10 protein-coding genes and 1 pseudogene are annotated in these 15009 nt (G+C 36.5%); 6 read left to right on the forward strand and 5 right to left on the reverse strand.

The features are described 5' to 3' along the window. From GNE10_RS20720 to dnaN, 4 genes and pseudogenes are all read left to right on the forward strand, one after another. A partial coding sequence (locus GNE10_RS20720; RefSeq protein WP_185566779.1) for a hypothetical protein occupies nt 1-1027 on the forward strand: 1027 nt, incomplete at its 5' end. 74 nt (nt 1028-1101) lie between these two features. Continuing rightward, nucleotides 1102-1863: pseudogene (locus GNE10_RS20725) on the forward strand (AAA family ATPase); the annotation flags it as partial. 104 nt (nt 1864-1967) lie between these two features. Next, nucleotides 1968-2519, forward strand: a complete 552-nt coding sequence (locus GNE10_RS20730; protein ID WP_185566780.1) for a WGR domain-containing protein — start codon at nt 1968-1970, stop codon at nt 2517-2519. Between the two features lie 199 nt (nt 2520-2718). Beyond that, complete coding sequence (gene dnaN, locus GNE10_RS20735; RefSeq protein ID WP_185566781.1) at nt 2719-4170, forward strand: DNA polymerase III subunit beta; 1452 nt, start codon at nt 2719-2721, stop codon at nt 4168-4170. A gap of 272 nt (nt 4171-4442) precedes the next feature. On the opposite strand, the gene GNE10_RS20740 is transcribed toward dnaN, so the two are convergent. Next, nucleotides 4443-8618, reverse strand: coding sequence for an AAA domain-containing protein (locus tag GNE10_RS20740; protein ID WP_185566782.1), 4176 nt, complete (start codon nt 8616-8618; stop codon nt 4443-4445). Between the two features lie 208 nt (nt 8619-8826). Continuing rightward, nucleotides 8827-9045 carry a hypothetical protein gene (locus tag GNE10_RS20745; RefSeq protein ID WP_185566783.1) on the reverse strand — a complete coding sequence of 73 codons (219 nt, stop codon included), beginning with the start codon at nt 9043-9045 and terminating at the stop codon, nt 8827-8829. 198 nt (nt 9046-9243) lie between these two features. On the opposite strand from GNE10_RS20745, the gene dnaX reads away from it, so the two are divergent. Together dnaX and holA are read left to right on the forward strand one after the other, a co-directional pair. Then, on the forward strand, nt 9244-10680 hold the full coding sequence (gene dnaX, locus GNE10_RS20750; RefSeq protein WP_185566784.1) for a DNA polymerase III subunit gamma/tau: 1437 nt from the start codon (nt 9244-9246) through the stop codon (nt 10678-10680). Then, nucleotides 10677-11630: a DNA polymerase III subunit delta gene (gene holA, locus GNE10_RS20755; RefSeq protein WP_185566785.1), complete on the forward strand. Its 954-nt coding sequence runs from the start codon at nt 10677-10679 to the stop codon at nt 11628-11630. The genes dnaX and holA overlap by 4 nt, the downstream gene beginning before the upstream one ends. A 182-nt stretch (nt 11631-11812) precedes the next feature. On the opposite strand, the gene GNE10_RS20760 is transcribed toward holA, so the two are convergent. From GNE10_RS20760 to GNE10_RS20770, 3 genes are all read right to left on the reverse strand, one after another. After that, entirely contained in the window at nt 11813-12040 is a 228-nt protein-coding gene (locus GNE10_RS20760) for a hypothetical protein (RefSeq protein WP_260446965.1), read from the reverse strand. A 39-nt stretch (nt 12041-12079) separates the two neighbouring features. Then, entirely contained in the window at nt 12080-13666 is a 1587-nt protein-coding gene (locus GNE10_RS20765; protein ID WP_185566786.1) for a phospholipase D-like domain-containing protein, read from the reverse strand. Next, a partial coding sequence (locus GNE10_RS20770) for a DEAD/DEAH box helicase (RefSeq protein WP_260446966.1) occupies nt 13663-15009 on the reverse strand: 1347 nt, incomplete at its 5' end. The genes GNE10_RS20765 and GNE10_RS20770, both read right to left, overlap by 4 nt.

Raw genomic sequence — 15009 nt, forward strand, 5'->3', positions numbered from 1 at the left:
TATAAAATTACAACGTTTTTTTAGTATTTTGCTTATTGCACTATTTGGATATATTGAAAGCAATAAACTGCTTAATTCAAAATTATTCTGGCGTTCAATTATTCCAACTTTTGAAAAATCATATTTTTTGAATATATTACAAGATTTATTTGGACAAACAAAAGCACAAGAGTTACTAGAGTTATTGTCATGGAATCCTCATTCAAAGCAAATTTTTGATATACAATACCACCCTATTTTAAGTCTCGATGACTCAATTATTTTACCTCTCGGAATATTTTGTAACTCTAATTTTGCAAGAAACGTTCTCCAATCTTCACGCTACAGGTTTGATTCTGATGATTCTAATGACCCTGTTGGCAAGCTTTTAGAAGAGGCACTAAAACCAGTATCTTCTTTTGTTCAGAGAAATGTTTCATATTCCTATAAAAATACGAATGGCGAGATTGATGTTATTGCCATAATTGAAAATCGATTATTTATTTTTGAATGTAAAAATTCTTTGCATCCCACTAGTCCTTTTGAGTTAAGAACAAGTTATGATTATATCATAAAAGGGGCAAAACAACTAAACAAATTTAAAACTCTTTGGGAACAAGAGAATTTTCAAAACTATATATCTACTAGATTTAATTTCTCGATACCAACTCAAATATATCGATGTATTGTTACAGGAAATAGAATGTTTTGTGGCTGGCAAGAACAAGGAAATAATATCATACCAATTTATGAGCTAATCAATGTTATTAATACTGGAAAGATTTCTGTTAAAGAATTTGATATTGATGAAAACACATTAGAGGGAATAACTTTTAAACTTTGGAGCCAGGATACTTTTCGTGTAAATGATCTTATTGATTATATTGAAAATAACTCGTTATCCCAATGTTATTTTGATTCAATGATAAGCCAAGAGAAATATATTTCTATAGGTAATATCAATCTTACTAAGAATAGATATGTTCTGGATGTTCAAAAATTTATTCAAGAAGCATCTTCTAAATTTAGATTAGTAGACAATGAGTAATCAGTAATAATTTCTTAGTTTCCTCAACCTGAGTTTAAAGCTTTATAGCGCGTTAGCGAAGCTCGCCGCAGGCATCGCTAAATCTACCCCAGCCTAAAGGTGTGCTACTGGCAGGGCCACCAGGGACGGGTAAATCGATAGTAGCAAAGAACATTGCAACCATACTCAATCTTCCACTGCTGCAATTAGACATTGCCTCGATGCTTGGTAGCCTGGTTGGAGAATCTGAGGGCAATGTCCGCCGCGCACTCAAGACTGCTGAAGCGATCGCACCCTGTATTTTGTGGATTGATGAGGTTGAGAAAGCACTTTCAGCTAATGGTGATACCTCTGGAGTCTCACAAAGAATTTTGGGAAATATCCTCACTTTCATGTCTGAGTGTACGGCGGGGGTGTTTGTGGTGGCAACCTGTAATGACCCAACAGCGCTGCCTATCGAGTTCAAGAGGAAAGGGCGGTTTGACGAGAATTTCTTCGTTGACCTACCCTCGGAGTTGGAACGCTGCCAGATTCTCAAGATTCACTTAGAACGGTTTGGTATAGAAGTTCCGCAGGAATATTTAGAGGCGATCGCTGCTAGCACCGACAAGTTTAGTGGTGCTGAGTTGGAAACCCTGGCATCAGAAGCAGCATTACTAGCTTTCGATGAGGGAAGACCTCAGCAGGTCACACTGGCTGATTTAGAAAATTGTCAGCACAACATCACCCCTTTAGCTGTTCAAGATGCTGCTGCTGTTGAGCGGATGCAATCTTGGTCAAAGATTGCGCGACCAGCTTCCAGTCTTGTGCAGGTGTCTAAGAAAGGTCTTCGTACTTCTAGGTTCCGCACTAATTAGGTATTCCCAAATTAGTAATGATTTGAAGCTTTTGTCAAATGAACATCTCAACAACAGATGTTCATTTGATATGGCAATATTCTACTTTGAATTAGGTCAGAAATATGGAAATTTACTTAATATTTGTAGATACGGCTCAGAACAGTAACAAATTCTGGAGTGCAAAAGTTGAGCAAGGTAATCTAACTGTTGAGTGGGGTAGGGTCGGCTACAAATCTCAGCAAAAAGTTCACTCTTTCGGTAATTATCAACAAGCAGTTTCTAAATTCCACAATCTCGTGGCTGAGAAGAAAATGAAAGGCTACCGAGAAAGCCAACCTCAAATTGATAGTACTTCTGATTCTCTAGAAATCAAAAGAGCTATCCAATTACTGGAGATATTGCGCCCTTATGTAGCACAAAGACAATTTGCCAATAGAAATTATCTAGAGACATTAAACCAATATTTAAAAATTGTTCCTACACCTTTAGGAATGAAAATAGACCCGTCTCGAATATACCGCGATGTGGCAGATGTTGAACATCAACTATCACTGCTGAACTCTTTGTTGGAAACTGATCCTGTGCTGGTTGATAACACTACAGAAGAATCTGCTAATAACAGCAAAGTTATCAGTTTAAAAAGCATTGGAAAGAACTTTTGGAGGCATTTGTAGAAATAATTCAGGAGCGGAGCCAGATATTCCCAAAGCTACGATCAGAATAAAGGCTTACCTGAGAGCGGTTAAATGGGATATCTCAGTAAACTTCCGTATGTCTCACAGAGTAAAAGCATCTGATTCAAAACTTTACATCCTTTATTTTCTGCTATCGCAGTCATCTTTCTAACAATGTCGCAACCAGAAATAAATCATCATGACTCAAACAGCATCGAAACAAAGGGTAAAGCCTGCCAATCAGACAAAACAAACAAGTGTAGCTACTCCTAAAGGCGAAAATGAGGTATCAGCAAATATCCCAGACATATCTACAGGTAAAAAGAAAAAACCTACATCTTCAGACGCTGGTACTTCAACTGAACCTATCTCAAATAAGCGTACTAATAAACGTTCTGCCAAATCAGAGTTAAACTCTCAACCACTTATAGAATCAGGAATGGAGGTAATCTGCTCACAAACTAAATTTCACGATGCACTCTCTTTAGTTAGTTGTGCTACCCCAGCTAAACCTACCCATCCTATTCTTGCTAATGCTCTAATTATTGCAGATGTCGAAACACAACAGATACATTTAACTGTTACTGATTTAGCATTAACAATTCAGGCAAGTTTTGAAGCCCAGGTGTTGCTCAAGGGTGAAATTACTGTGCCAGTGGAAATGCTATTTGAGATAGTTAAGCATTGCCCTAATGGTAATATTAGCCTCAGTAGTCAGACTCAGATTATACAGCTTATTGATGAGGATAAGCAAACAAAAATCTGCTCTCTCAGTTTATCTGATACTGATGGAAAATATGAAGTTAGAGGCATTAGTGCTGAAGAATTTCCACCTAGTTCTACAATTGATGCTACTCCCATTCCTCTGCCAACAACAGTTTTCAAAGATGGTTTGAAAGGTGTGATTTATGCTGTCAGCACTGATGAAAATAAATATATCTTGACCGGAGTTCATATCCAACTTACACAGGAGAAGTTAAAGTTTATTGGTACTGATGGGCATCGAGTCGCAACCACTGAACTTTCAACTCAAGGAATTGGTAGAAAACCCCGCAAACAAGTAGAATCTTCAGAGATACAATTTACTATTCCCGGTCGAGTCCTCAAGGAACTAGCGCGTAACTTGGATGATTCTGTCGAATTCATTAATTTGTTGTATGATGCCCAAAGTAATCGCTTGGGTTTTGCTTGGCAAGATATTATCCTCAGATGTCAATGTCTGGAAGGAACTTACCCTGACTGCGAACAGCTATTGGCAAGATTTAGCTTTGACCGAGAAGTAATCATAGAAAAAGCATTCTTAGTCAAAGCATTAGAACGGTTAGCTGTGTTAACAGATAAAAAAGAGAAAGGTATTTACTTACAGTTTGATGGAAGTTTGCAGCAGCTACGACTATCAATTGAACGGGAGTTTGGCAAAGGCGATCAGGTTATTGCTGCTCATCTACCATCAGAAATGTCATTGAATATCCAGTTTAACCTCAAGTATTTAGTAGAAGCAGCCAAAGCAATTCCTAGTTCCGCTATCAAAATGCACTTGCAACAATCAGATCATCCTGCCATGTTGGTTCCTTATGGAGATAGACCAAATCCAGAACTGCAAATGGAAATGCGTCAATTCCTACTGCCACTGTACACTCTAAATGCTTAACTAAAGTAGAAGATATGGCACTGGCTTTTAATTATGCTTTAGTGCCTTCTTCCTTAAAGGTTTCACCGTACCAAAATAGTAAAATTGTATGCTAAGTCCGAAAGCTTTACAGGGTAAACATTTCAGTAAAAGCGCCTCAACCATGACTTAACAAAGGATGCGGCAACAATCATTGTCAAAAGCTGAGATTGTCGGGAAACAGATGCACTTAAAGGCGCATTTCCGGCTAATAAGGTGGGAGGGATAATACCCTCCATCAACTTAACTCTCAATTATGCTTTGTTTGTTGAAATTTCACTAATTTCATCTAAAGGAGGTGTGAATACCTCTACTATGTGTCCATTAACATTTTCAGTAAAAATAAGCTGTGAACATTCGGAACGTAACGCTTTCCAAAGCATCGTTTCTTCATAATTGTCAAGTTCTTTGGGAATGTAATCTAGGAGAGTTTTAGAGCATACAACAATTAATCGCTCTTGAACTCTCGAAAATGCAACATTTGAACGATTGAGATTAAGGATAAATTCCACATTCTTACTAATTGCGGATGGATCACTTGCTGTTGCAGAAATAATTACATTTAAACGTTCACCACCCTGTAATTTTTCTACAGTATCAATGACATCAACAGCATTTTCATAATATTTTTTCAACTTTGTTTTAAGTAGTGTTCTTTGGGCGCGATGGGGTGTAACAATTGCAATAGAACCATCATCAAGTTCCCCACCTGCATCAAGAATATTTTTGATAATTTCTATTTCAAGTTGATTGCTACGTCTTGACTGACGTTCAGAATGAAGAACAAGATAAAGACCTCTGTTTCCTTGTAACAGGTTTTCCCAAATTCCGTTAACTTCATTTTGTTTTATATCTTGGTTTTTGTCTTTTCCTTGCAATTCAATATCATCTAACCGATAAAGACGTGCAATAAGTTCACGAATCACTGGTGGTAAACGAAAAGTAAAGCTTAAAGCAGAACGGAAAATTGCTTCATCACTAACTTCAATATCTGAGTTTTCTTTGAGATTTTGAATTGCTTGATATGCACTGACATAAGGTTGGTAAAGGATAACAGGAGGACGGTCTTCATTTTCCCAGTCGTGGGTAACAATAGGAGAAAGCTGTCGATGATCTCCTGCTAACATAATCTCACCGTCATTTCTAACTAATGTAGCTAAAGCAAGAAAGTGTGGAAATACCATCATGCTTGCTTCATCTACGATTAAAGTAGTTGTTTGAAATCCTTGAGGATAATGATTAATGAACTTCGGTTTACTATTTAATTCATCTACCATTTTTAAAATAGCATTGGTTGTCCCACCAATAACTAATACCGCATTTGACCGCATTTTCTTTATATTTGTTACACAAGGTTTGGACTTGAAAGTAGTAATACTTGTACCCTGAAATTCGTCGTCATTTTTAGAGTCAACTCGACTAAGTTGAATGGATGGTATTTTTAAGTTTAAATTATTTGCGTGCTGTTCTAAACTTACTAAAAGACTGTCTAAACGTAAAAGTAAATTATCTACGGCTGTATGAGTATGAGCCGTAATAAGAACAATATCGCCAGCAGAACGACGTGCTAATATTCTCAGAAAACTAGCGATCGCTGTTGTTTCTGTTTTACCAGTTCCTGGTGGCCCTTGTAAAAGCTGAATCCTTGTTTTTAATCCATTTATAACTGCTGCAATTTGTTTATCATCTAGTTTTTTGCTTTTTGGTAGTGGTAAAGATTTGAGGAAATTTTGATATTTTTCTAAATCACTAGCTGAAGGAGCAGTTTGTGGTGAAATTTGAGGATTTTGGGGAGCTAACCACTGACAAATATGATTTCCTTGACTGTCTTGTAGTTTCTGATCAACCCTTCCAGCAATAAAATCTGAGGGGCTTTCATCAATAGTCCCATAGTCATAAATATCTTCTTCGTTTCTATAAAAACGACCACGAAGTTGATAACGAGATGAACTGTTTGTTTGTCTAACTGTAAGTTCAATATCTCCACTATCCCAGTCAATTTTTTCTACAACACAGGTACTTCCACCACCTAAAAGTTGGTTTATTGTTTGACCTTGATATGGATCATTAGAACTAGGACTAAGCCTTACGAAAGAATCTCGATCAATTGTGCAGTTAGCTTTCAAAACTTCAGAAGAAATATTGTATTCATCAAGGTTAATCTCTGCTGTTAGTTTATTATTACCATGTGACGTTATATTTTTAACAGGAATTGTTCGCCCCAAAGAAACACGATAGATAGGTGGGACTAAATGACTTGCAATCCAATCTGTTACCTTAACGTGCTGATCTAAACGGAGAAAATCAATACCCGCTTGGGCAGCATCATCTACACCTAAATTGAAATCGGGTAAATCAGCAATGGTCAAAGATTCTTTCGTTATTTCTGAATTCTTAAACCGAATTCCCTCTTCAACCCATCTGATAGCATGAGTACGAGCGCGAAAATACTCTTTTAAATAATTCGGTTGTTGTGCTTTGTTGTAACGTTCAATGGAGTTTTTTAATTTTTGTGAAAGTATTGGATCATTAGGGTTTGGAAGTTGTCGCCAATAGGCACGCCAATAAGCTGCACTTAGAGAATTAAAGTATCTTAGTCTAACTTCAAACGGATGTTTACGGACATTTTGATAATTGGATGTTGCCCATTCATTATTACTATCTATCTCTAAATTTGTTTTAAAATCGAATACATCTTGAGAGAAAACTTGATCTAAATTAACTAGCTGCCCTGCAATCTTTCGTCGCCAGTGGTAACGTCGTCCAAACCACTTAAGAGAGGTTACAACTGCTAAATCTCTCCCCGTCCATCCTAAAGCATAACGATGATCTACTTCATCATAAAGACAAGAATAAATCAATTGTTCTGAACTTTCCCGACACCCCAGTAACTCTTGTAAATGACTCAGTAGTTGGGAACTAACACGAGAACAGCCCTCAACCAATTGGGTTATTTCTTGGCGTGACCAAACATAAAAATGAATTGGAGCTTTTTTTGTTTCTGCGACTTCAGCGAGCGCATCAACTAATTCTAATAAAAATGCTTGTATTAGCTCTTTCTCAGAACCATTGTCTTCTTTATAATCACCTGTCCATGCAGACCTTTTGAATTGGATTAAATCTTTGCCTTCAAGTTCTTTTTCTTTATAAATAGGTTTGTTGTTATCATCGTGTCCTTCTTCTATATATTCTTTAATGTTAGGGTTTGGTTGCCATTTGTTATTTTCATTTTTCTCAAATTTCGGATCTACTTTTCCTTCACTTTTAGTGACATGAGCAGCCAGCGCACCTATTCGATTTTCAACATAGTCGTACTCAACTGAAAGATAGACGCGAATGAGACGCTCACCATCGACTAAATGTTCTGGAAGTTGACTTTGACCTGAGTATCCTGGAAGTGCTTCAACTTCATAGCTTTCTGGGTCACAATCTCCATCAGGAAGGGTACTCTTGCGAGTTTTGGCTTTTAATTTAAGAAGTTCTAAATTCTCTGTAAAACTTATATCTTTTTGAATTTGGGCAACTTGATTTCCTGCTAAATCGAGGTCAGCTAAATCATCAATAGTCTTGACACCTGCTTTATGCAACGCAGTAACAATTGATGAATCTATTCCCAACAATTCTAAACGATGTTCTCTTGCGCTCTCAGCTAAACAATGAACACTTAATGTACAGTCACTACATTTTTGGTCTAACTGATAATCTAAGTCACCTAAGTTAGCTTGGACAATACGATGCAGTGAGCCATCAGAGGCTATTAGACGATTAATATCAGCTTCTATCGTATCCAGATTAAGGGCTTCAGATTTGAGAATATCCTGACTTTTATTAGTATTTTCATCAATGCGAACAACAACACATTCTATATTTTCAGGCTTGATGTTGATTCCATTAATGGTGATTTGATTGTCTTGTATTAGTTGGCGCACCAGCATCCGATATAAAGCAACCTGCACGCGATGATAAGTTCGATCTTTTCGAGAGGCTTTACTCTCAACTAATCGTAGTTTAGGTTCGTTGTTTTCCCATAGCAAAATTACAAAGTCAATTTGTCCACGAATATTAAATTCTCCAAGATTTCCTTCTATGGAAATCTCTCGCCCATAAACTTTTTGCTCATGTGCGATATTTTGTATTTTCTTAACAAAGATATTCCAATCAGTTGCTTTATTTTGATCTGAATTTTGACTGATTTGATTGAAATCAATTAAACCCTCTTTTTGAAGTGAAGTTTCCCATTCATTCTCTCTTATTCGACCTTCTTCTTCCAAGACTGGATCTAAGGAAGTATCAAAAATTAAGTTAGAAAAAGGAATGTTTTTAGCAAGTTCATAATCATTAAACTTTAACTTAAAACGCCGATCACAGGATTGATAACGAATATATTCAGCAATATCGGTAACTCTAACTGATGGTCTTTCTATTGACATGATAATACCAATTATATGTATATTTGAGGTCTACAGAGTCAATTTTGCCTCTGAAAATATCCGCAGCATCCCAGAGGTGCTTTTTTAGTTACTGCTGGGTCATTTTACTGACGTATGTTAGGGCTAGGACATTGGATAATCCTTCTGCTTCGGTTTGCGATGCTTTGTAACTCGCTCTGTAAGGGCGTAACTCGTTTAAGGGTAATATTCATTTATACCGCCAGTTTGGTCTATTGCTACTCACGAGCGAATATTTGGCTAAATGCCATCGGTGCTGAATAACTTTACCGTAGCTTTTGACTTTAACTACTTCAATTGTCTCTGGTCTCAACTCATTTTGATTAAACTTTTGTAACACCTGTTCATTTCTCGGTTCTGTTATAGCACTTAATATGAGATAAGCTGCACCTTTTACTTGCCAAGACATATCTTTTAAACCCTAAATAACCCACTTTAATAAAACTAAGTAGTTGCACGCAATTAATTACACTAAATTTTGGCTATAAGTCTTGTCTAGTAAAGAACGAATCTCTAATTAATTCTGTTGGATTAATTAACTAAATTTCACTTAAAATCATATCCCCTTAACAGGGGTAAGGGCGACTAATTAAGGTTAATGAATCCTATGTCTACAGTCGCCCTACATCAAAAATATCGACCCCAGACAATAGCCGAATTAGTTGGACAGCCCTACATCAAAACTGCTCTGACTAATGCTGTCAAATACCTGCAAATTGCACCAGCTTATTTGTTTACAGGTTCTAGAGGCACAGGTAAAACTTCAACTGCTCGGATATTTGCTAAATCCCTCAATTGCCTCAACACTAAAAAACCAACTGACCAACCTTGTGGTATTTGTCAATCCTGCCGTTCAATTGAAACCAGTAATAGCCTAGATGTCAGTGAAATTGATGCTGCTTCTAATAATGGTGTAGATGATGCCCGTGCTTTAATTGAGCGCAGTACCTTCGCACCTGTTGCAGGACGTTACCGGATTTTTATTCTCGATGAGTGCCATTGTCTAACCGGTAACGCCTTCAATGCTTTACTTAAGTGTATCGAAGAACCGCCACCTCATGTTGTCTTCATTCTCTGCACAACAGAACTGCACAAGGTGTTACCTACCATTGTCAGCCGTTGTCAGGTGTTTAATTTCCGCACTTTGTCTGTTCAGGCAATTGTGCAGCACCTCGGTATTGTAGCAGATGCAGAATCTATCTCTATTGATGAGGAGGCACTAACAGCGATCGCACGACTCAGCAATGGTGGACTCAGAGATGCACTGCAATTACTGGGTCAAGTGAGTCTTTTAGATGAAGATATCACTGCCAATCATGTCATGGAAATCGCTGGTGGTGTGACAGAAACAGAATTAATGTCAATATTACAGGGAATATCCACGAACAACACCTTTAACTTGCTGCAAGTAGCGAGACTTCTAGTGGACTCTGGTAAAACACCCAAATTGATTCTCTCCAACTTACTGCAAACATACCGAGATTTATTGATTATCAAGTCTGCACCCAAAGAGCAATCCCTGCTAACTGGTTGTGTTAGCTATGCTCAACTCAAGGTTTTAGCAAATCACTGGAATTTCGAGACGCTGAATTTGTCCTTAGCAGAGTTACAAAAAGCAGAAAACCATCTGCGGTACACAGTAAATGCTGCTGTGTGGTTAGAAGTTTGCTTACTGAACCTGATGCCTAGTTTATTGCCTGTCAGTGCAACCAAGACGCTAACTGTCAAACCTGTAAATGATAAAGGGCGTGATGGCAAATTGTTACCAGGAGTTGCAGCCAATACCGCTAACCTGGCTCAAATTTGGCTTTCTGTGATGGATACAGCTAAACCCAGCAATCAAAACCTGCTGGCTCATGCAAGTCTCGTTAAATTGCAAGGTGACGAGGCGATTTTAGAAGTTACATCAGCTTACCTCAAGAAGTTTGAGAGTAATAAAGAAGCGATCGCTAAAATGCTGCAACGAGCTACCCAAAGTCAAAAACCAATGACTGTGTTAATTAAAACTGCCAACAAGAGCAGTGACGGGAGGGTAAAAGCATGATTGTCTTGCTGACAGGCGACGACCAACACGCTATTCAGGAACAGCTAAACCAATACAAAGCAGAGATTGATGCCCAATGGCTCACACTTTGCTATCACCGATTTCCATCTGATCGCCTTGACCGAGCCATCAGCGTAGCTCGCACTCGTTCCCTAACAGGTGGTAAAAAACTGGTGATTGTGGAAAATTGCCACCTCAAGCAGTGGGGTGATACTGAGTTAGAAACTTTGCAGCAGCTTGTTCAAGTGCCTGAATTCACAATTCTGGTGTTTGTCGCCACCACTGTAGATAAGCGGCTGAAGATTTACAAACATATTGTCAAGTATGCCAAGTTGTTTGAGTTTCCATTGATACCACCTTGGCGTACTGATTTGATTGAGAGAGCGATCGCTACTCAGGCTAAAAAAATCAAGCTGGTGCTGTCAAAGGATGCAGTGGAATATCTAGCAGAAGCAATTGGTAACGACATGACTCGTGCAGCCACTGAGTTACGCAAACTGTATATCTATGGTAATGGCAGACAACTGGAGCTTGCAGAAGTAAAAGAGTTAGTGCCATGTCAAACTCAGAATAGCCTACAACTGGCATCTGCTATTCGCCAAGGAGAAAGCAATCAAGTTTTGCACCTGCTGGATGATTTACTGTCATGCTCGGAACCATTAATGGTGATTGTTGCTACTCTCCTAACGCAGTTTAGAACTTGGCTGTGGATTAAGTCTGCGATTGTTTCTGGGATTAAGAAAGATAGTGAATTAGCTCAACTGTGCAGTATCAGCAATCCTAATCGCATTTACTATTTGCGTCAGGAGGTAGCAAATACAAGCATGAATGCTTTAGCTAAGGCAGTGACTATGATGCTGGATTTGGAGATGTCTATTAAGAGGGGTGCTGAAAGTAAGGATTTACTGCTAATAATTCTTAGTGTTAGCAGGTTATTTAAGTTAACTTAATCAACATCAAGTTGACTGAGAGTTTTGGATTTTGGATTGTACATTTTATTTCAGTCTAAAATCCAAATTCACTAATAATGATATTAGTATCTAACAAAACTTTCACAAGTTATTTTTCTCATTTTAGGAATAGGACGTGCTGGCTCTCTTGAGAATATTGGTGTCAAGTAAGTATTTCAAACTCATAGATCAATTTCTCTTCCCACACTGCGATCTCGTAAGTCAGCGAAATCATCATCAGTAAAGATAATCCCCTCGCTTTGAATTACGCTTCTAAATTTTTGTAATCCCTGCCAAAAATTATCCCCTCTAGATTTCTCCTTTTTTTTCCAGAGAAACTCAAACAAATAGTCCCGTTCTTCTGTGGGTAAACTTTCAATAGAATTAATAATTTCTTGTAAATTCATCATAGAATCTCCTAATCAAGTAAACCCTACCTTTGCTAACTCTTATATTAATCTGGTTATTTCATCCTCAAACAATTCATCTATTTTATTTGGATCGGAGACTAATGTACTACGCTCATCTCGAAAAGTTCGATTAGGATCACCTTTAAATGATAGCCAGTTAAAACTACCTACAATCGCAAACTTTTGATCTGAAATAAGAATTTTACAGTGAGTATCTCCTAATCGTTTGAATACTACATTATCTGGATAGCGTTTAGCTAGTTTTTGTATAGCTTCTTCTGCTTTAATATCGTAATTTCTCCTATCTTCTTCGTCTTTATCTCCATAACCATAACCAATAAAAACTTTTACTCCTCTCCTTACCAATTTCTCCAATTGATTAACTAACCACTGATTAGTAGCAGTTGCTCTAATCCAAGGTGAAATAATTAAAAGTCGTTTTTGACTATTTTTAAGTGCTTCTTCAAATAGAGGTCGATGGTCATAAGTTTTAATAAAACGAATTGGCGTTGAAGATATTAGTTGTTTTAATTGTTCTTGCAATTGCTTAATTTGTTCTAAAGCATTATTGAGCTTTTCTTCTAAAGCCACTTTTTGTTCATGGACATTAACTTTTTCAAGAGTTTTACGAGTAGAATCTATGTCAGTTTGAATAGTGTTAGTTCGATTATGTATTTCTTCTCTAACAGAATCAATTTGTTTTTCATATTCTATTGCTAGGGCAATAAATTCATCACCAAATTTTTCTTCTGCTAGAGCTTTTGTATCTCTAATCTGAGTTGAGAAACTTTCTTTTAGTTTTTTAATAATACGGTCTTTCTTGGGGCCTTTAGAACGAGTAAAAGCGGATTCATGTTCTTCAGAAATTCTCCCATCAATTGTAAAAGTGATTTGCCAATCATTCCCTTGCTTCTGTTTATAAACCAATGCTAAAGCAGGTTGAAAAAAATTTTCTCTACGTTCAATTTTTTTTAATCCTATAAAATCTCTTTTAAAATCTCTTTCTTGTTCTCTTTTGCGCTTGCCGTCTTTTTCATTTTCTTTAATAATTTTCTCTACATCCTTCAGATTCAGGTCAGCTAATTCCGGTATTCGCGCTGGATAATAAGGAATTTCTAGAATATTACTTTTTTTCAAGTTTATTAAACGTAATAAACTTTTATTATCTTCCCAATGCCCATACCAGCGAGGTTTCCATAACATTTTGTCAAAATTAATTTGATAACTTCTTTCTTCAGGAATAATTATTCTAGCTTCTTCCAGAGTTGTTTGGCCTTTTTTTGTTAATTTCCATTCTTGAATAGAAGCACCTACAGAAGCAATTAAATCAATATTCTCAGCCCGTCTCAAATTTATCATTGCTTCTTTAATAATTAACTCCTCTAAACCTAAAAATTGACTAATTTCTTCTAATAAAGATAAACCAATATTAATAGCTTTTAAAACAAATTCTTCAATCGGACTAATGGGTTTACGAACCAGGGTTAAAGCTGTTAAATTAATTTTGGTGACAGGTAAACCAACTTCAACTACACTAACTAATTCAAATCCAGGACGATTATCATAACGTCTAGCAATTTCATCAACATCATTTTTATCTTGCATATTCAATTCATTTAAATTCACGGTTTTACCTCGCATAAAGAACAAGATTCTGGATGAGATTCAATATATTCAAGGACAGTGTGTAGAGGATTATAGTTAAGAGAACGACAAAAGTTATGATCTCCTACAATTATCAAGCCAACTTTTCCTCTTGATAATGCCACATTCATTCTTTCCGAATCTCTTAAAAAACCAAAAGATGCGTTTTTGTTAGAACGAGTAATTGAGTAAATAGCAATATCAGCTTCCTGACCTTGAAATGCGTCAACAGTATTATATTTGATTGTTAATGCTTCCCAATTACTTAACTCAAAATCTAGCTTTCTTTTAAATAGCTTAAGTTGCGCTGAATATCCAGTTAAAACAGCTATAGCATATTTTTTATTAACTATAATTGCCATTTTATTTATTTTTTCTAGAAGTTGAATAATTACATTTACTTCAGCAATATTGTGATAGCTTCCATTTGCTGCTTCTTCTCTACAATCAGGGAGTTTGCTAGTAGTAAACCAAGTCACAGGTTTAGGGATTATCTGAGTCAAATAATCATCTAAATCATTGTTGATATTTTCTATTTCATAGGGATAAAAACATTCAGCAATCAAGTCACCAATAGGTTTAACCATCCGATGTTGGATAGTTAATTTTTTGCTGTTACTAATCGGTAAAGTTTTGAGTAAATAAGCAAATAATGTCTCTTTAATTTCCTCTGAATCTAAGTTATATTTACTGATAAACTCAGAGTTACGACTTGCTTCATCTTGAAATGGAGGAAGTTGCTTAGTATCACCGACTAAAATCCAACGATGTGAACGCGCAATAGGAACAAGAACTTCTGTAGCTGTTGCTTTAGATGCTTCGTCAATAATACATAAATCAAACTCTATTTCTGGAATGCTTCTTGCAAGTCCAATACAAGTTCCTGCAACCACTTGTGCTTGCTTTAAAAAAGCTGTATTAAATCTATCACTATCAGCACGTCCAAATATATCAAACCAATCTTGCTGAACTTTCATTAATGTTCTGAGTTGTTTAGCTTCAGGTTGATTTGGATCTATTAAAATGTTTTCATATCCCTCTAGTTCGGATAAAGACATTTTTAGTAATTCTTCTTCATTAATTTTACTAACTTGATGTAATTTTTTTACTGTATCTTTTCTTTGATCACGAATTTGTTTAGTTTGGTTTTCTAAATCCTTTATTTTATCATTGAGGAATTCCCATTCACGGTTTATATCATCAGGTAAATTTTTGTGTAATTGAGATTTAAAATCATTAAGATTATAGTTTTTAAAATAGGCTTTCAATTCCTGCCTTTGAGTTATTTCATATTGTTCTTGCTTAAAAATTTCAATTTCTTTTTT

It is taken from the genome of Nostoc sp. 2RC (genome assembly GCF_014222165.1).
Classification (GTDB): domain Bacteria; phylum Cyanobacteriota; class Cyanobacteriia; order Cyanobacteriales; family Nostocaceae; genus Nostoc; species Nostoc linckia.